Annotated in this window: 17 protein-coding genes and 1 pseudogene; 4 read left to right on the forward strand and 14 right to left on the reverse strand. The window is 55.9% G+C overall.

The features are described 5' to 3' along the window. Nucleotides 1–75: 75 nt before the first annotated feature. From chbG to osmE, 7 genes and pseudogenes are all read right to left on the reverse strand, one after another. The gene (gene chbG / locus IM267_RS04480; RefSeq protein WP_193032893.1) at nucleotides 76–816 is read right to left on the reverse strand and encodes a chitin disaccharide deacetylase; all 741 of its coding nucleotides are present in this window, start codon (nucleotides 814–816) and stop codon (nucleotides 76–78) included. 11 nt (nucleotides 817–827) lie between these two features. Next, nucleotides 828–2,183, reverse strand: a complete 1,356-nt coding sequence (locus IM267_RS04485) for a 6-phospho-beta-glucosidase (protein ID WP_193032894.1) — start codon at nucleotides 2,181–2,183, stop codon at nucleotides 828–830. Nucleotides 2,184–2,292: 109 nt separating this feature from the next. Further along, nucleotides 2,293–3,129: pseudogene (chbR, locus tag IM267_RS04490) on the reverse strand (transcriptional regulator ChbR); the annotation flags it as partial. 11 nt (nucleotides 3,130–3,140) lie between these two features. Further along, the gene (gene chbA, locus IM267_RS04495; RefSeq protein WP_063448992.1) at nucleotides 3,141–3,488 is read right to left on the reverse strand and encodes a PTS N,N'-diacetylchitobiose transporter subunit IIA; all 348 of its coding nucleotides are present in this window, start codon (nucleotides 3,486–3,488) and stop codon (nucleotides 3,141–3,143) included. Nucleotides 3,489–3,534: 46 nt separating this feature from the next. Next, nucleotides 3,535–4,893 (reverse strand): PTS N,N'-diacetylchitobiose transporter subunit IIC, encoded by a 1,359-nt coding sequence (gene chbC, locus IM267_RS04500; RefSeq protein WP_063448993.1) that lies wholly within the window; start codon nucleotides 4,891–4,893, stop codon nucleotides 3,535–3,537. A gap of 80 nt (nucleotides 4,894–4,973) precedes the next feature. Beyond that, complete coding sequence (chbB, locus tag IM267_RS04505; protein WP_258004020.1) at nucleotides 4,974–5,297, reverse strand: PTS N,N'-diacetylchitobiose transporter subunit IIB; 324 nt, start codon at nucleotides 5,295–5,297, stop codon at nucleotides 4,974–4,976. 274 nt (nucleotides 5,298–5,571) lie between these two features. Further along, on the reverse strand, nucleotides 5,572–5,916 hold the full coding sequence (gene osmE / locus IM267_RS04510) for an osmotically-inducible lipoprotein OsmE (protein ID WP_003857836.1): 345 nt from the start codon (nucleotides 5,914–5,916) through the stop codon (nucleotides 5,572–5,574). A gap of 231 nt (nucleotides 5,917–6,147) precedes the next feature. Between osmE and nadE the strand changes: the two genes are divergently transcribed. Both nadE and cho read left to right on the forward strand, forming a co-directional pair. After that, entirely contained in the window at nucleotides 6,148–6,975 is an 828-nt protein-coding gene (gene nadE / locus IM267_RS04515) for an ammonia-dependent NAD(+) synthetase (RefSeq protein WP_193032895.1), read from the forward strand. Between the two features lie 147 nt (nucleotides 6,976–7,122). After that, nucleotides 7,123–8,001 carry an excinuclease Cho gene (cho, locus tag IM267_RS04520; RefSeq protein WP_197711252.1) on the forward strand — a complete coding sequence of 293 codons (879 nt, stop codon included), beginning with the start codon at nucleotides 7,123–7,125 and terminating at the stop codon, nucleotides 7,999–8,001. On the opposite strand, the gene ves is transcribed toward cho, so the two are convergent. The 7 genes from ves to IM267_RS04555 form a co-directional block, all read right to left on the reverse strand. Then, nucleotides 7,979–8,536 carry an environmental stress-induced protein Ves gene (gene ves / locus IM267_RS04525; protein WP_193032896.1) on the reverse strand — a complete coding sequence of 186 codons (558 nt, stop codon included), beginning with the start codon at nucleotides 8,534–8,536 and terminating at the stop codon, nucleotides 7,979–7,981. The two genes, cho and ves, sit on opposite strands and share 23 nt — an antisense overlap. A gap of 166 nt (nucleotides 8,537–8,702) precedes the next feature. Next, nucleotides 8,703–9,197 (reverse strand): ATP-independent periplasmic protein-refolding chaperone Spy, encoded by a 495-nt coding sequence (gene spy / locus IM267_RS04530; protein ID WP_193032897.1) that lies wholly within the window; start codon nucleotides 9,195–9,197, stop codon nucleotides 8,703–8,705. A gap of 337 nt (nucleotides 9,198–9,534) precedes the next feature. Next, nucleotides 9,535–10,500 carry a succinylglutamate desuccinylase gene (gene astE, locus IM267_RS04535; RefSeq protein WP_193032898.1) on the reverse strand — a complete coding sequence of 322 codons (966 nt, stop codon included), beginning with the start codon at nucleotides 10,498–10,500 and terminating at the stop codon, nucleotides 9,535–9,537. 9 nt (nucleotides 10,501–10,509) lie between these two features. Beyond that, entirely contained in the window at nucleotides 10,510–11,835 is a 1,326-nt protein-coding gene (gene astB, locus IM267_RS04540; protein WP_193032899.1) for an N-succinylarginine dihydrolase, read from the reverse strand. Further along, nucleotides 11,822–13,309: a succinylglutamate-semialdehyde dehydrogenase gene (gene astD / locus IM267_RS04545; RefSeq protein WP_193032900.1), complete on the reverse strand. Its 1,488-nt coding sequence runs from the start codon at nucleotides 13,307–13,309 to the stop codon at nucleotides 11,822–11,824. Before astD ends, astB begins: the two co-directional genes overlap by 14 nt. Then, entirely contained in the window at nucleotides 13,306–14,340 is a 1,035-nt protein-coding gene (gene astA / locus IM267_RS04550; protein WP_063866449.1) for an arginine N-succinyltransferase, read from the reverse strand. The genes astD and astA overlap by 4 nt, the downstream gene beginning before the upstream one ends. Continuing rightward, nucleotides 14,337–15,557 carry an aspartate aminotransferase family protein gene (locus IM267_RS04555; protein WP_193032901.1) on the reverse strand — a complete coding sequence of 407 codons (1,221 nt, stop codon included), beginning with the start codon at nucleotides 15,555–15,557 and terminating at the stop codon, nucleotides 14,337–14,339. Before IM267_RS04555 ends, astA begins: the two co-directional genes overlap by 4 nt. Before the next feature lie 433 nt (nucleotides 15,558–15,990). On the opposite strand from IM267_RS04555, the gene xthA reads away from it, so the two are divergent. Together xthA and IM267_RS04565 are read left to right on the forward strand one after the other, a co-directional pair. After that, complete coding sequence (gene xthA / locus IM267_RS04560) at nucleotides 15,991–16,797, forward strand: exodeoxyribonuclease III (RefSeq protein WP_063866447.1); 807 nt, start codon at nucleotides 15,991–15,993, stop codon at nucleotides 16,795–16,797. A gap of 6 nt (nucleotides 16,798–16,803) precedes the next feature. Continuing rightward, nucleotides 16,804–17,487 carry a TVP38/TMEM64 family protein gene (locus IM267_RS04565; protein ID WP_193032902.1) on the forward strand — a complete coding sequence of 228 codons (684 nt, stop codon included), beginning with the start codon at nucleotides 16,804–16,806 and terminating at the stop codon, nucleotides 17,485–17,487.

Here is a 17,487-nt window from a genome sequence, read left to right on the forward strand (position 1 = left end):
GCGCTGCGCTTACCCGGCTTACATTTCGATTGCTTTTGTAGGCCCGGTAAGGCGAAGCCGCCACCGGGCTTTAACTCAAAGATCCCTGAACGTCCCCAAACGATATCCGCGCTCGGCAATCGCATACTTCAGCGACGCCGACGTCAGCACGTCCAGCTCCGCCAGACGCGGCCAGCAGTAGGCGCTCTTACGCACGGTGTTATCGATAAAGGCGGGATGCGCCATGATCTCCAGCGACCGCACGGCGGAATCATCCAACACCTTAAGGAACAGCGCTTCGCTGATCTCGTCGCCGTAAAATGCGCTGCTGAACCCCTCCGTTGACGTCACCACGACGTCCGGTAATCCGCGCACCTCCCGATCCTGGCGCATCGCCACGCCTTTACGTTGGGCAAACTCTGCCACAAGCGGGAAAATCACCGGGATCATATGCACATGATGGTGACTATCAATATGGGTGGGCTCACGGCCAAACACATCCACAAAGCGGTTAAACTGGCAATCCAGCTCGCGGGCAATCTCATCGAGCGGCAGAGCGTCCTGCTCCGCCATTTCCCAAATCCATTTACCCAGCTGCCCGTCGCGCGTCAGCCCCGGCATCGGTGAAAGGGGCTGCCCAAGCGTCAGCACAAAGTGCAAGCCGACGCCCAGTTCGGGCACCTCACGGCTTAGCTGCGCCGCATGTTCCACCGCCTCACCGTTGATGAGCGCAGTAGTAGAGGTCACGACGCCCCGGCGACAGGCTTCAATAATGCCGTAGTTCTGCCCTTTTGACAGGCCAAAATCATCGGCATTGACGATCAGCAGGTTTTCCATCGCACCTCCTCTTAACGATGTGTGAGCTTCAGTATCTCAACCGTTGCAGCAAAGTTTGGCAGCCATTTTTCATGCGCCAGGATCATCTCGCTCGCGAGTTTTTCAGCGTCACGGTCAGAATGCACCAGTGGGCTGAGGTTCAGCGCCAGCAGCACGTCATTCAGCTCGCCGCTCAAGGCCGCATTGCTCGCCGCGACTTCAAAGCCCTTGATGGTGTGAATAAGGCCCATCACTTTATCGTCGAAGTGGGTAATGCGGGGATGCGGTTTTGCGCCGTCGCGTCCAAGGATGCAGGTCATCTCAACGGCCCAGTCTGCCGGGATGTTGTCGATGTGCCCATGATGCGGAACGTTCACATAGTGCTCGGCCTGCTTGTCATTGTAAATGGCGTTGATCACTTCACACGCGGCATCCGAATAGTATGCCCCGCCGCGCTGCTCCAGCTCTTTCGGCTTCACGTTCAGGTTCGGATCTTTGTACAAATCAAACAGCTGCTTCTCTACTTTCTGCACAACCTGAGCACGCGCGCCGCCTTTGTAGTATTCGCCCATTTCAATCGCCAGCATCTCTTTCTGCTTGAAGTAGTAAAGCAGATACGAGCACGGCAACAGGTTTAGGGAGCGGATCAGCCCTTCGCTGAACGGCAGATCGAAGATGTTTTTCACCGAGGCCGCGGTCAGACGGCCAGAGGCGACGCCGTCGAGCAGTTCTGCGAAACGCGACTGCCCGTTCACGATCACATCTTTGATAAAGACCATGTGGTTCAGGCCGAACAGGTCAATGGACAGTTCGTCGTTATCGTTCAGTGCCAGCACATCGCGGATGAACATTTTCATGCCAATCGGAATATTGCAGACGCCGATAAAGCGTTTGAAACCGGTGTGGCGATAAACCGCCTCGGTGACCATTCCAGCCGGGTTGGTAAAGTTAATCACCCACGCGTTCGGGCAGATCTCCTCCACGTCTTTGATGATGTCAAAAATAACCGGAATGGTACGCAGACCTTTAAACAGGCCGCCTGCCCCGTTGGTTTCCTGCCCCAGATAACCGTGGCTCAGCGGAATACGCTCATCCAGCTCACGTGCTTTTAGCTGGCCGACGCGCAGCTGCGTGGTCACGAAGTCAGCATCTTTCAGCGCCAGGCGGCGATCCAGCGTTTTGTGCACGGTTAAGGGCACGCCCGCCTTTTCAACCATGCGTTGGCACAGCTCAAAAATAATATTCAGCTTCTCCTGACCTTCTTCAACATCCACCAGCCATAATTCGCTGACCGGTAATTCATGATAACGTTTCAGGAAACCTTCAAGTAATTCCGGGGTATAGCTGCTGCCGCCACCAATGGTTACGACTTTTAATTTCTTTTGCATAATTTCTCCCTTAGCGTATCAGGTTAATCGCCTGCAAGGTATAGCGTACTCTTCCCGCTATTTGGGCAAGCCATTACGTCAATATTCCTGGCGGATAAACCGCCGAAAATTAATTAATTACCGTTAAATTTTTGCGGTAACTGTTCGGGGTAAATGAAGTCAGTTTCTTAAAGGTTTTAATAAACAGGCTGGGGCTGCTGTAACCGGATTCGTATGCGATATCGGTGACAGAGTAGTTCGTTATTTCCAGCTGCTTTTTGGCAAAATTAATGCGGATTTCATTAATAATTTGCACAGGCGTTTTACGGTAATAGCGCTGCGTGGCACGCGTTAAATATTCCTGCGATTTACCCGAAAGTGCCACCATGTTTTCCAGCGCGTTATCGCTGAACTGCCCTTTGTCGTGCATCAGCTCTACGGTACTGCGCAGCCACTGGGGAATATCATCCACCACCTGCTGTTCTTCACGGTGATGGCGAAGGCGATTCATCACGTAGAACGTCACGGTTTCAATAAATTCATCAAATTCATTGTCGCGGAAATTCAGCGAGGCAATAACCGTTTCAATCCAGGTCATAAACTCATTTTTGACGCGATACACCTGTGACGCCACAAAGCAGAACGGGACCAGCGGCAGATAGTGCTTCTCGAAGAAACGCCTGCTCACCCCTACGTTCAGAATGCGCGTCGCACCAAACTCATAAAAGCTCTGGTGATAAGATCCCATCGGCAAAAAGACGAAATCACCGCGCTCAAGCAGGACGCGCTTACCGTTAATCTCCTGATAATAGCGGCCGGTCAGAACAATCGTGAACTCGTAGTAGTCGTGCTGGTGCAGACCGCTGGCGCTCTCCGTCTTGTTGTATATCACCACGTGAAAATTCTTGCCGTTAAACAGCTGCTGCTCATGTGCGGTTTTGATTTCCATCGTGCTGACCTCCTGCTGCCTGAACTGACTTACTGCATCTTCTCGTGAAGCTCAATGAGCTCCGCTACCAGCTCGCGCGCCAGCATGGAGGTCATCAGGTGATCCTGCGCATGTACCAGCACCAGGCTCACCTTCATCTTCCCTTCACCCTGGTCGCTTTCGATGAGCTTCGTCTGTACCAGATGCGCTTCGTTTAACGCCGTGCGGGACTGCTCCATCATGGTTTTCGCGGCAACGAAATCGCCCTGCTTAGCCTGCTTAAGCGCCGCATACGCAAGGCTGCGCGCCTGCCCGGAGTTGATGATAAGACCCATCACCACCTCTTCCAGATCGTTCTCTGCGGTTTCTTCTGCGACGATACTGTCTAAATCTAACATCTTCAGCTCCTTTACGCTGGCGCGGGTTGCCCCGCGCCGTGCAATTTTAGAATTTCAGTGCGAGGGCGATATCCTCTTCGCTCTCTTCTTCATCGATCACCGTTGCAGCTTTGTTCGCAATCGCCACGAACGGCATGTAGAGCAGGGTTGCAATCCCGAGGTTGAACAGCGCCAGCAGGAAGGCGGCCACGCTACCGTTGGTGTTGAAGAACGCGCCCAGACCGGCCGGCATCGTCCACGGTGCAATGTTGGTCACCGGCGGGATAATGCCCAGGTAGTAGGCCGTCAGCGTAATCGCGGCCAGCAGCGGCTGAACCAGGATGAAAGGAATGAACATCACCGGGTTCATGATAATCGGCAGACCAAACAGGATCGGCTCGTTAATCTGGAAGATGCCTGACGGCAGGGCCAGCTTCGCAACCTGACGATGGTCAGCGCGGCGAGAGACAATAAAGACCGCGATGATCAGACCCAGCGTCGCCCCGGTACCGCCCAGGAAGATATAGGAGTCCAGCATCGGCTTCGCCCACACATGGAAAGTTTTACCGGCCGCCAGCGCCGCATCAACGGAGCCGTACTGCTGGTAAAGCGCGACGTTTTCCAGTGCCCACGGGGTCATAATACCGCTGTCCAGCGCCGCCAGTGCCAGTGAACCATGCACGCCGAAGAACCACAGCAGAGAGGTAAAGATGACGTACGCCCAACCGACCACGCTACCCATCGACGCCAGCGGCGTTGAGATAGAGTCCATAATGATCTGGTGGAAGTTAGTCCCCCAGTGAGAGAGCGCCCAGGCAATAATCCCCATGATGGAGAGAATAATAAAGCCCGGAATCAACGCGGAAAATGAACGAGAAACGGAGGCCGGAACGCTATCCGGCAAGCGGATAACCCAGTTGCGGCGAATAATAAAGGTGAACATTTCGGCCACCACCAGCCCGATAATAATACCGGAAATGATGTTTGCCCCACCCAGCCAGTTGGCGCCTACGGCATAAGCGTCGCCCACGCTGTACGGCGTGACGGTCATAAACGCGGCTATAGACAGTAAGCCCGCCGCCAGCGGATCCACTTTACGCTCTTCCGCCAGCGCCATACCGATAAAGAAAGGCGCCATTAGCGACATAATACCCAACGTACCGTTGTATACGTTGCCGCCAATGGCTTTTAAACCATTAAGGGTTTCAATAGTGGAAGCATCTAACCTAATTCCTAATGAATAAAAAAAGGAACCTTCACCAAAGCTCAGAAAAACGTTGTTAATTAAAACGAACATTGCCCCGGCTAACGTCAACGGCATTAATTTAATAAAGCCGTTTTTAATGGCATTAACGTGAGGCTGCTTTCCTATTTTAACAGCAAAAGGAAGGAGTACCTTTTCAAGTGAAGCGATGACTTTACTCATAGGAAAATACCCTTAAATGCCGCAACAACCATTACGGCGTATTGTGTGTGAAATAACTCTTTGACGGGAAAAATAAAAAATTAATTAGCAGCTTTTTTAATCGCCGCAACAGCAGCTTTTAATACACCTAAACCATCAATCTTGCCGTACAGACCGGAGTCGATCACTTCAACCGGCTTATTAGGGAGAAGACGTTGAATTTCGGGCAACATATAAGCGATTTGCGGCCCCAGTAAAATAACGTCTGCCGCCTGGCCTTTTTCGCCCGCCAGCGTTTCCGGGAACGCTTCAATCACCACAGGGACTTCATATTTTTCGGCCTGCGCCCGCATTTTGGAAACCAGCAGCGAAGTTGACATGCCCGCAGAGCAGAACAGGTAGATATGTTTCTTTTCCATGATAATTTCCCTCTTATTGGTCTGTCCGCCGTCGCGCTATCACTCGACTCGCTATCCTGGCTGACGGGCAGTGTGCTGAACATTGTTTGTTGTTGAAGTGAGTATACGCAATGGTACAGGGAGGGGATAATTCTGGACAGACTAAAATTGTCTCTCATTGACCTGGCTTGTTGACTACCTTCACATTTCAGGCAAATAATTCGCGACAAGAAATAAGATTTACGTATGCATAAAAAAACCGGCCTTCAGGCCGGTTTCAATCGCTCGCGGGCAAGTACGCTTACTGTGCCTTAGGTGCCTGCGGGTCGGTGTCGTATTCAGCACAGGTCTGGTAACCAGAATTGATCACGTGACCCGTATCATCCAGGGCGACAAAGTAGGTCTCAGCCTTACCATCGCGTTGACCCAGAATATAGGTCTGGCAGGTACCACGCGCGTGGATCATGGTGACCTCAGAAGAAGGTTTACCGGCAATGGCCGCAACCTGGGAACGCGTCATCCCTTTTTTGACGTCTTTAACCACTGGCTGTGTGAACTGATCTTTAGTGCGATCGTAAGCTGTACACCCTGCCAGCATAGTCAGTACCGCCGCTGCGCTTAAAATTCCTGCTACGTTCTTGTTCATATTCCGTCCTCTTGTTTATCAGCGTGTTAACTAAGCATGGGATAAAAATTACTATTGTTCAACTTTGCGAGTTACGCCAGACGAATTTCGGAAAATTCTAATAAAACAACGATAAGCTGCGAAATCGCTGTAAAACAGTACACTCAAAACTGTGATCCTTGTCGTTTTCCCGACAAAGGGTTAGTTTTAACAGATCGTACATTCTGTTTGGTTCTGCATAGGGAGGGCGTAATGGCTCTGCAACAAGAAATTATTCAGGCGCTGGGCGCGAAACCTGCGATTGATGCCAATGAAGAGATCCGTCGTAGCGTTGATTTTTTGAAAGCTTACCTGTCTGCACACCCTTTCCTGAAGACGCTGGTGCTGGGTATCAGCGGCGGTCAGGACTCCACGCTGGCCGGTAAGCTGAGCCAGATGGCCATCTCCGAGCTGCGTGACGAGACCGGTGACACCGCGCTGCAATTTATTGCCGTACGTCTGCCGTATGGCGTGCAGGCCGACGAGCAGGATTGTCAGGATGCTATCGCCTTTATCCAGCCGGACCGCGTGCTTACCGTGAACATCAAAGGATCGGTGCTGGCAAGCGAGCAGGCCCTGCGTGAAGCCGGCATTGAACTGAGCGATTTTGTTCGCGGCAACGAGAAAGCCCGCGAGCGCATGAAGGCCCAGTACAGTATCGCAGGCATGACCAAAGGGGTGGTCGTCGGCACGGACCATGCCGCGGAAGCCATTACCGGCTTCTTCACCAAATACGGCGATGGCGGCACGGACATCAACCCGCTCTTCCGCCTGAACAAGCGTCAGGGCAAGCAGCTGCTGGCGGCACTGGGCTGCCCGGAACACCTTTATAAGAAGGCGCCAACGGCAGACCTGGAGGACGATCGTCCTTCCCTGCCGGATGAAGCGGCGCTGGGCGTGAGTTATGACAACATCGATGATTATCTCGAAGGTAAAACGCTCGACGAAGGGACCGCGAAAATTATCGAAGGCTGGTATCTGAAAACCGAGCACAAGCGCCGTCCACCAATCACGGTGTTTGACGACTTCTGGAAGAAATAGCCAACATGTTTGCTCAGCGGCGCTTCGCTTGCTGGGCTTACGGTTCCGCGCTGTTGCAGGCCGGGTGAGGCGTAGCCGCCACCCGGCTCTTTTTTAACCACCAAACACCTGCTACACTGTATACCTGAACAGTATATGGAGCAGTATGTGAGCAGGCGTCAATCCGCCCCGCGTCTTGAGTTTGAAGCGGCGGCTATCTACGAATATCCCGAGCATCTTCGCCCCTGGCTTGAGGCATTGCCTAAACAGCCTGGCGTCTATTTCTTCCACGGCGACAGCGACACCATGCCGCTCTATATCGGCAAAAGCGTGAATATCCGCAGCCGGGTGATGTCGCATTTGCGTACGCCAGACGAGGCGTCGATGCTCAGGCAGTCCCGGCGGATCACCTGGATCGAGACGGCAGGCGAACTGGGCGCCCTTCTGCTCGAAGCCAGGCTCATCAAGGAACAGCAGCCGCTGTTTAACAAACGCCTGCGCCGCAACCGCCAGCTGTGTTCCTTGCAGGTCAACGCGGGAAAACCGCAGGTGGTGTATGCCCGTGAAGTAGATTTTTCACATGAACCGAATCTTTACGGCCTGTTTGCCAACAAACGTGCCGCACTGCAAACCCTGCAATCCCTGGCTGATGAATTACAGCTTTGCTACGGCCTGCTGGGGCTGGAAGCCACCACCCGCGGTCGCGCCTGTTTCCGTTCCGCGCTGAAACGCTGCGCCGGGGCGTGCTGTGGAAGAGAGAGCGTTGAAGACCATCACGCCCGGTTTATGGCGGGCCTGGCCTCGATCAGCGTCAACTGCTGGCCGTGGGAAGGCGCGGTGGCGTTGAAAGAAACCCGCGAGGATATGACGCATTATCACATCATTCGCAACTGGCTCTGGCTTGGCGCCGTCGATAGCCTGGATGACGCCACCGCCCTGCTACGCACCCCCGCCGGGTTCGATCAGGACGGTTACAAAATTCTCTGTAAGCCGCTGTTAACCGGAAAATATGAGATCATCGCGCTCACTGACCCGGCAGCCAGGTAATTTCACTGAACAGCAGCGACCCTTTCGTTTCCAGTAATCGGAGGGTATGGGTGCCCGCTTCCCAGCTGGCGCCCTGATCGGCGGTCAGTAACTTGTCGCCCAGTTGCCAGGCCCCGCTTAACACGAACGCCACCCCACCGCGTGACGCGAAGGTAGTGAACGTTCGGGTAGCAACGCGCACCTTTGCCTGGCAGTGCTCCCGTCGGGTCATGACGTTGAAATCCATCGACATCTGCCCCTCCGTGAGCACCGCTTTTACCGTCAGATCGCCCGCAAAGCCGTAAGGCTGATGGTGCTTCAGGGTATGGCAAAACGCCCTGCCCGCGTCCAGCGTCACCTCGCCGCCTTCCAGCAGCGTTATCACCCGGTCAACGCCCGGAAAAGCGGAAAATTCGCCGTTACTGGCGATGGAGGCAATGCTGGCCCGCCAGGAAAAATCCCGTGTCGCGGGAGGGAAACAGCAAATCTTACGCGTCTCACCCGCGCCGTTACGCCAGAGACTGACGGGCATTTTACGGATATCAAAGAATTCCATTACCACTCCTGAAGGACGCACCGTGCGCCAGGGCATTTCACAGACATATTATCGGCAGCGGTAAGGCCAGACCTTAGGCATAGGGCAAAAGAAAAACCGCCGGTCCTGTCCACAGCGTTTTCGCTTTTGTAGACAGGAGCCCGGCGGTCTTAAGAGAGTGAGCCGATTATTCGGCTGGTGCAGGCATTTTACCTTCCGGCGCTGCACGTTCTGTCAGACGCTTCTCAAAATTGGCATTAAACTGCTTTTTCTGTTCCGGCGTCAGAATGTTGTAAATCTTGTTCTGGGTTTCCATGTGGGCCAGCATGCGCGCTTTATGCTGCTCGGCCATTTTATCGATCTGCGCTTCTGCTTTTGCTTTATCGAAGCTGTCGCTGGCAATGATGTCATGCATCGCGCGGCGCTCTTCCAGCGGAGGATGTTTCATCTGGTCACGCTGGCTTTTCATAATGTCGCGGATCTGCTGCTTCTGCGCGTCGGTCAGGTTCAGGTCTTTAAACATCATCATCTCATGATGCATACCCGGCTTGCCTTTATGATGCATCATCATTTTGCCTTCAGCCGGCGCGGCGGTAGTGGTCGCGGTATCTGCGGCGAACGCCATGCTGGTAGCGCCCAGAGCCAGGGTAGAGGCAACAAACAGTGCAGTTAATTTACGCATAATGTCTTTCCTTACTTTCAGTTATTCTTCGGCGCTATGCCGTGTTGACGAGATTAACTTTACGGGGTTTATCGTCAATTAGTCAGAGCAACGGTAAAACAATGAAAGTATAAAAAACACGTTTTCGCCAATTATGGAGAAATTAAGGAAAAAGCGTGGAAAGATGAAACAAAAATATTCAACAGGATGATTTTAAAGAGATTATGGAGAAGTATAACGAAGTGCCGTTTAATAATAAAGCAATACTCCAGGAAAATTCCGCAAACTATACAAGAGCGCTTTTATCGCTAAGAAATTTATTCTTCACTTCCCCTCCGGTCTACGCGAGGGGAAACGATCAGGACATTTTTTCCAGCATCAAGCCGGCCCGCAAACCAAATGCGACCGACGGATTAGGGAATAAAACATATTCCGTGGCGTGCTGTACCGCATAGCGGGTCTCACCATCTTCCGCGAGCAGGACTCCCTGTCGAAACGGCGTAAAGTTCAGCGTATGGGGCGCCATATGAAGATGGAAAGCCTCGCTGCGGCGCGTGATCTGCTGCACGACCCGATAGCGCACGACGGGTTCACGGGCGTGTTCCGGCGCAACCCCTGCGAGCAACGCCCGCAGCGCCTGATGCGTAGGAGCAAAACGGGTCAGGTCGTTTTGCCCGAACGGCAGCGCTTTCCCCAGCTCCAGGGTGCAGGAAAGCGCGCCAAAACGCTCGCAGGTGAAATGGGTAAACGTGCCGCCCGGCGTCTGGTGGAAAACCAGCGCCTCCAGCCCGGCATCGCCAAGCCAGTCCAGAAACGCTTCATCCCAGGGCTGGTTTCGCTGCGGTAAAACGCCAAAACGCACGTGATACGAGGCGCGAATGGCCGTATGCAGATCGAGGTGCCAGCGCGTTGCCCCCGCCCCGGCAAAAAAGGTCGTCACCACCTCCTCCAGCCATTGCGCGCGCGTCGTTTCATCGCTCTCTGGAAACTGCGTCCAGCGCCCCCCAAACATGCGGTTGAGGTCGCTCACGAGATACCGTTTGTTTTGCGCCAGCGCAGGCGGATTTCCCAGCACCACCAGCAGACGGCAGTGCAGCATGATCTCCTTGCGACAGAGCGCGCGCAGCAACAGATCGACAATCTCCACGGGCGCGGTTTCGTTTCCGTGAATGCCGGTGGAGAGCAGCAGCGACAGGTCATATTCCTCCAACGGCGTCAGCTCAAGCACGCCCGGTCCCAGCCATCGCCAGTGGAATGAGGGGCCTTCCCCCTCGTGCCGCTCCGGTGTCTTTCCAGCCAGCGTCAGCGCCAGTAAGTTTTCCATATCGTCTCCTTAGCGCTGGAACGGATAAACCGAACCCAGTTGCAGGATGGTCGACAGGGCATCCAGCGCCTCGCGGCCTTCGCACAGCAGCTGCGGATCAACCAGATCGGCCTGAACCAGACGGTCGCGATAGTAGCGATCCACCCAGTCGTTGAGGGTATTGAACAGGGTGTCGTTCATCATCACCGCCGGATTCACCGCCTGCATCTCCTCTGGCGTGAGTACCACGCGAAGACGCAGGCATGCCGGTCCCCCGCCGTTGGCCATACTTTCCCGCAGATCGAATACGCGGAGTTCATCAATCGGGTTATCCGCCTGCACCAGCTCGCTGAGATAGCGCCAGACGCCCTGATGATTGCGGGACTCCTGGGGCAGCACCAGCATCATGCTGCCGTCTTCCCGGCTCAACAGCTGGCTGTTGAAGAGGTAGGTTTCGACGGCATCCTGAACGCTTACCGCCTGCGTGGGCACCTGAATCGGCATAAATCCCGGCACGCGTTCACGTAGCGTGGCCAGCAGCTTTTCCTGATGGGCAAACGCCTGTTCGTGGCAAAACAGCACCTGGCGGTTCGAAACGGCAATCACGTCGTTATGAAACACGCCCTGGTCGATCACCTTCGGATTTTGCTGGGCAAAAATCACCTGAGAAGGATTCACCTGGTTCAGTCGCGCCACCGCCTGGCTCGCGGCCAAGGTTTGTCTCGCGGGATAACGAACCGGTGCGGCATGGCCGCCCTCTTCTCGTCCGTAGATAAACAGCTGCAAGCCCGGATCGCCATAGTCGCCGCCCAGACGGTTGTGGTTTGCCGCCCCTTCGTCGCCAAACATCGCAACCTGCGGCAGCGCCTGATGCACCTCGAAATGCGCCTCATGATTAAAAATGGCGCGCAGCACGCGTCCGGTGGTCTCCGCTTCGCTGGCGCGGTGGAATTTATTGTTCAGGTTAGCAACGGTCAGATGCACTTTGCCGTCCAGCGTATCCGCCGACGGCGCGACGGTGGCGGCATTCGCCACCCACATCGAAGAGGCTGAACTGGCCGCGGAAAGCAGCTGTGGCGTTTGCGTACCGGCTTTTTCCACTACCTGCTCATCCGTGCCGCTGAAGCCCAGCTGGCGCAGCACGGCCACGTTCGGGCGCTCCTGCGGCGGGATCACCGCCTGCGGGAAACCGGCATCGGACAGCGCCTTCATTTTCAGCAGCCCCTGCTTAGCCGCCAGTTTCGGGTTCGAGACCTGGAAGCGGTGCTTCGTCGAGGCTTCATTGCCGAACGACAGCCCGGCATAGTGGTGCGTCAGCCCCACCAGCCCGTCAAAGTTAACCTCACGCGCTTTCATGGGTATCACCCTCTGTAAAATCCAGCCCCGGATTCAGCGACTCCGGCAGCGTCAGCGTCGGGGTTTCCAGGCTTGCCATCGGCCACGCGCAGTAATCGGCGGCATACCAGGCGCTGGCGCGATGGTTGCCCGACGCCCCCACGCCACCGAACGGCGCGGTGCTCGCCGCGCCGGTCAGCGGTTTGTTCCAGTTCACGATCCCGGCGCGCGCTTCCAGCAGCAGCTGGTCGAATTTTTCGCGATGCGGCGATATCAGGCCGCTCGACAGGCCGTAGCGGGTGTTGTTGGCCATCGCGATCGCCGCATCAAAATCGTCATAGCGCCAGACGCACAGCAGCGGGCCAAAGACCTCTTCATCCGGCACAGGGTCAACACCGCTCATCTCAATAATGCCCGGCGTCAGTAACGAGGTGCCCGGCGCGACCTGTTTCGGCTCCAGCAGGGTTTTCGCCCCGCGCGTCACATGCTCCTGCCAGGCTTTCAGCACATTCTGCGCGGCCTGCTCGGAAATCAGCCCGCCGATAAACGGCTGCGGCTCGGCATCCCACTGCGCGGGGGTCAGACGCGCGCTCACGTCCACCAGGCGCTTCAGGAAAGCGTCGCCCTGCGGGCCGCGTTTCACCAGCAGACGACGGGCGCAGGTGCAGCGCTGCCCGGCGGTAATGAATGCCGACTGAATGGTCAGGTGGACCGCGGCGTCAATATCATCCGGATCTTCCACAATCAGCGGGTTATTGCCGCCCATCTCCAGCGCCAGAATTTTTTCCGGCTGCCCCGCCAGCTGGCGATGCAGCTGATAGCCCGTTCCGGCACTGCCGGTGAACAGCAGGCCGTCAATGTCGCTCAGCGCGCTCAGCGCCTGACCGGTTTCACGCCCGCCCTGCACCAGATTCAGCACGCCCGGCGGCAGCCCGGCCTGCTCCCACAGCTTCACCACCGCCTCGCCGGTTAACGGCGTGAGCTCGCTCGGCTTGAAGATGACGGTATTCCCCGCCAGCAGCGCGGGTACGATATGCCCGTTCGGCAGATGACCGGGGAAGTTATACGGGCCGAACACCGCCAGCACGCCGTGCGGACGGTGGCGCAGCGTGGCGGCGCCGTCCGGCATATCGGTATGCTGCTCGCCGGTGCGGGCGTGGTACGCCTTCACCGATATACCGATTTTGTTGATCATCGCCGTGACTTCGGTTGCCGCTTCCCAGCGCGGTTTGCTGGTTTCGGACGCGATGATGCGCGTCAGTTCGGCCTTGTTCGCCTCCAGCAATCCGGCAAATTTCTCAACCAACGCCTGACGCTCGGAGAATGGCCGTTTCGCCCACGCCGGAAACGCGCGGCGAGCAGCCTGGCAGGCCTGTTCAACCTGCCCGGCGCTGGCGTCGTTCCCCTTCCAGAGCACTTCCTGGCCCACCGGATTGGTTTTGATCCGCGCCTCACCTTCGCCCGTTACCCAGTCACCGTTAATCCATAGAGTCATGCTGTTTTCTCCTCAGGGCAGAGTCGTACCAGGCGAACCGTATCGCCGGCGTTACATTTCAGGGCATCCAGCTGCGCAGGCGTCAGCACCAGACGCTCGCATGCCGGGTTGGTTCGCACCAGCATGGCGCGGAAGCTGGTGTAATTCTCGTTCGAGACCAGGCAGGCCGGCCATTCGCCCGGCGCAGGCTGGCCTTCCGAAACCTCGACCAGACGGCTTTTACGGATGGCGCGCACGCGGTCAATGTCGCACTCCAGCGTCGGGCCGCCGTCGAAGATGTCGACGTAGTTACGGTAGCGAAATCCCTCTTTCTCCAGTACCGCGCGGGCCGGGGCGGTTTGCGGATGGACTTCACCAATTACCGCCTGCGCTTCCGGCGTTAAGAAATGGGTATAGATAGGATGCTTCGGCATCAGCTCGGCGATAAACGCCTTCTGACCGGTGCCGCACAGGTAATCCGCCCGGCTGAACTCCATGGAGAAGAAGCGTTCGCCCAGGCTCTCCCAGAACGGCGAGTAGCCCGTCTCATCAATCACGCCGCGCATCTCGGCGACCACTTTTTCGTTGAAGCGGTCGCGAAAGGCGGCCATAAACATAAAGCGCGATTTGGAGAGCAGATAGCCGTTGCCCTCCTTGCGCCAGTCCGGATCGAGGAAAAGCGTGCAGAGCTCGCTGGCGCCGGTATGGTCATTACAGAGAAAGAGCGTCGGCAACGCGTTGTAAACATTCAGCTCTTTCGAGGCGTGGACCATCGTGCCGACGCGGTAGTTGTACCAGGGATCGTTAAGCCCGACGGCCACTTCGATGGCGCAGATCCCCGCCACGGTTCCCGTGTCGGTCTCTTCCAGCACGAACACATAGCCCTGTTCGCTCTTTGGCAACGTCCCCTGCCAGGTTTGCAGAGCGCGCTCAATGCGCGCCGACAGCGTTTTTTCATCGGCAGGCAGCGAGGTCAGCCCGCCCCCTGTCTTACCGGCAAGCTGCATAAGCCCGGCGAGATCGCCGTGCGCAACGGGACGGATGACCATCATGATGACACCCCGGATTTCACCTGTTCGCAGGCCAGCGCAAAACGATCTAACCCGGTTCTGACCTCTTCCTCGCTGACGATCAGCGCAGGGGCAAACCGCACCACGTTGGCACCGGCAATCAGCACCATCACGCCCTGTTTTGCCGCTTCCTGTGAAATCAGCTTCGCTTTTCCGGCAAACTCAGGGGCAAGCTCACAGCCAATCAACAGCCCCAGACCGCGGATCTCTTTGAACAACCCGGTCTGGTTATTGATGGCGGTCAGACGCTCAACAAACCACTGATGACGCTGCTTCACGCCGTTAAGCACCTCAGGGGTATTGATGATATCCAGCACCTGCCCGGCAACAGCGGCTGCCAGCGGGTTACCGCCGTATGTGGTGCCATGGGTGCTCACGGTCATCACGCTGGCAAATGTGTCGGTGGTCAGTATCGCTCCCACCGGGAAACCGCCGCCGAGCGCTTTGGCCGTCGACAGCACATCCGGCGTCACGCCATAGTGCATGTAGGCGTATAGCTCGCCCGTACGGCCCACGCCGGTCTGTACTTCGTCAAAAATAAGCACCGCGTTGTGACGATCGCACAGCTCGCGCAGCCCTTGCAGGAACGCTTTCTGAGCGGGCATGACGCCGCCTTCACCCTGCATAGGCTCCACGATCACCGCACAGGTGTTATCGTCAATCAGCTCGCTGGCAGCATGTAAATCGTTATACGCCGCGTGACGGATATCCGGCGGCAGCGGCGCAAAATCCTGAGAATACGAGGGCTGACCGCCCGCACTGACGGTAAACAGCGTGCGGCCATGGAAGGCATTTTTGAAGGCGACAATGCCGCTCTTGTGCGCGCCGAATTTATCGTGCGCATATTTTCGCGCCAGCTTCAGCGCCGCTTCGTTCGCTTCCGCACCGGAGTTACAGAAAAAGACTTTTTCTGCGAAAGTGGCGTCGATCAGCTTTTTCGCCAGGCGCAGCGCCGGTTCGTTGGTGTACCCGTTGCCGGTATGCCAGAATTTCGCCGCCTGGTCGTTCAGCGCCTGCCGCAGCGCCGGGTTTGCGTGGCCCAGCGCATTCACCGCAATCCCACCCGCAAAGTCGATGTACTCCTTGCCCTGCTGATCCCACAGGCGAGAGCCTTCCCCACGTACCGGAATAAAAGCCGCCGGAGCGTATACCGGCATCATCCATTCATCGAAATTTTCACGCGTAACTGACAGAGACATAGCGACCTCATCCGGTAAATAAAAGGTTGTTTAAATGTTAAATAATTGAGTGTTTGCACTGTGAATGTAGATTGCAGCGTTCATGCCAGCCAGCGATAAAAATGCATAAACGGGATGAGCTAACAGAATATCAACGAGTTACAATATGGAATTATTCACTGTTGTTGCATAAATAGTGAATATTTTTACAGCAAGCGGCGCTTTGCCGCATGAAAACAAGAAAGAGTATGCAGAGACCAAATATAATTCTGGAATTGTGATCGCTCGCGAAATTTATCGGTTCTTTACGCCCTGTTTGAGGGCAATGCGCGTCGAAATGGTGCAAATATTGCTCCGTTGGCATTATCTGTCGCAGTAATTGGGCGAAGCGGATAACAGACGACGTAAATTCTGCTACCATCCATGCACTATTCACCTTGCATTGGCAGCGACTATGAAATTTGTCTCTTTTAATATCAACGGCCTGCGTGCCCGCCCTCACCAGCTTGAAGCAATTGTTGAGCAACATCAGCCAGATGTGATCGGCTTGCAGGAGACAAAAGTTCACGACGATATGTTCCCGCTCGAAGACGTAGCGAAGCTGGGCTATAACGTCTTTTACCACGGTCAGAAAGGCCACTACGGCGTTGCGCTGCTGACCAAAGATACGCCGGTCTCGGTACGTCGTGGCTTCCCGGGGGACGGTGAAGAGGCGCAACGCCGCATCATCATGGCGGAAATTCCTTCCGCACTCGGCAACGTTACCGTCATCAACGGCTATTTCCCGCAGGGTGAAAGCCGCGATCATGAAACCAAATTCCCGGCTAAAGCGAAGTTTTATCAGGATCTGCAAAATTACCTGGCAACCGAACTCAAAAAAGAAAATCCGGTGCTGATCATGGGCGACATGAATATCAGCCCGACGGATCTGGATATCGGCATCGGCGAAGAGAACCGCAAGCGCTGGCTGCGCACCGGCAAATGCTCTTTCCTGCCGGAGGAGCGCGAGTGGATGGAGCGCCTGCTCGGCTGGGGGCTGGTGGATACCTTCCGTCATGCCAATCCACAGACGCAGGACCGCTTCTCGTGGTTTGACTACCGCTCGAAAGGCTTCGATGACAACCGTGGCCTGCGAATCGATCTGCTGCTGGCAAGCGCCCCGCTGGCCGAGCGCTGCATTGAAACCGGTATCGACTATGATATCCGTAGCATGGAAAAGCCGTCCGACCATGCGCCGGTATGGGCAACATTCAAGCTGTAATCCTCAGTGAACAGTAAAAAAATCATTCTCCTGTGCGCCCTTCTGGGCGCATTTGTTTTGATCGTTGTTTTGCTGCCTCCGGGCGTCCTCTCCCTCGACGCGTTAAAAATGCATCATCAAACGTTGCTTAATCGTGTGGAGCAAGCGCCCCTTCAGAGCGCGCTGCTCTATTTTCCGGTTTACGTTCTGGTCTCCGCGCTGTCGATCCCCGGAGCCGCGCTTCTGACGCTGCTCGGCGGGGCGCTTTTCAGCCTGTGGGAGGCGACGCTTTTGGTCTCATTTGCCTCGACGCTCGGCGCCACGCTTGCCATGCTCGTCAGCCGTTATCTGCTGCGGGACTGGGTGCAACGACGCTTTGCTGCACAAATGAACACGATCGATGCGGGGATGGATCGCGATGGCGCGCGCTACCTTTTTGCCCTGCGCCTGATGCCGTTGTTTCCATTCTTTCTGGTCAATCTGCTGATGGGCCTTACCCGACTTAAGGTGCGTCACTACTGGTGGGTGAGCCAGCTTGCCATGCTGCCTGCCACCGTCATCTACCTGAACGCCGGGCGCGAACTGGGGAAACTCACCTCGCTGCGCGATATTCTGTCGCCGGGATTGCTGTTCGCCTTTACACTACTGGGGTTATTACCGCTGGCTACGCGCCGGCTGTTTTCCCGATACATCCCTTCGATTAAAAAGTGA

The sequence above is a fragment of the Enterobacter cloacae complex sp. P15RS genome, assembly GCF_014895905.1.
GTDB classification, from domain to species: domain Bacteria; phylum Pseudomonadota; class Gammaproteobacteria; order Enterobacterales; family Enterobacteriaceae; genus Enterobacter; species Enterobacter quasihormaechei.

Bases quoted from the DNA above. Each gene is read 5' to 3' on its own strand.
- chbG (WP_193032893.1), bottom strand. From the start codon at position 816: ATGGAAAACCTGCTGATCGTCAATGCCGATGATTTTGGCCTGTCAAAA.
- IM267_RS04485 (WP_193032894.1), bottom strand. From the start codon at position 2,183: ATGCAAAAGAAATTAAAAGTCGTAACCATTGGTGGCGGCAGCAGCTAT.
- chbA (WP_063448992.1), bottom strand. From the start codon at position 3,488: ATGTTAGATTTAGACAGTATCGTCGCAGAAGAAACCGCAGAGAACGAT.
- chbC (WP_063448993.1), bottom strand. From the start codon at position 4,893: ATGAGTAAAGTCATCGCTTCACTTGAAAAGGTACTCCTTCCTTTTGCT.
- osmE (WP_003857836.1), bottom strand. From the start codon at position 5,916: ATGAACAAGAACGTAGCAGGAATTTTAAGCGCAGCGGCGGTACTGACT.
- nadE (WP_193032895.1), top strand. From the start codon at position 6,148: ATGGCTCTGCAACAAGAAATTATTCAGGCGCTGGGCGCGAAACCTGCG.
- ves (WP_193032896.1), bottom strand. From the start codon at position 8,536: ATGGAATTCTTTGATATCCGTAAAATGCCCGTCAGTCTCTGGCGTAAC.
- spy (WP_193032897.1), bottom strand. From the start codon at position 9,197: ATGCGTAAATTAACTGCACTGTTTGTTGCCTCTACCCTGGCTCTGGGC.
- astE (WP_193032898.1), bottom strand. From the start codon at position 10,500: ATGGAAAACTTACTGGCGCTGACGCTGGCTGGAAAGACACCGGAGCGG.
- astB (WP_193032899.1), bottom strand. From the start codon at position 11,835: ATGAAAGCGCGTGAGGTTAACTTTGACGGGCTGGTGGGGCTGACGCAC.
- astD (WP_193032900.1), bottom strand. From the start codon at position 13,309: ATGACTCTATGGATTAACGGTGACTGGGTAACGGGCGAAGGTGAGGCG.
- astA (WP_063866449.1), bottom strand. From the start codon at position 14,340: ATGATGGTCATCCGTCCCGTTGCGCACGGCGATCTCGCCGGGCTTATG.
- IM267_RS04555 (WP_193032901.1), bottom strand. From the start codon at position 15,557: ATGTCTCTGTCAGTTACGCGTGAAAATTTCGATGAATGGATGATGCCG.
- xthA (WP_063866447.1), top strand. From the start codon at position 15,991: ATGAAATTTGTCTCTTTTAATATCAACGGCCTGCGTGCCCGCCCTCAC.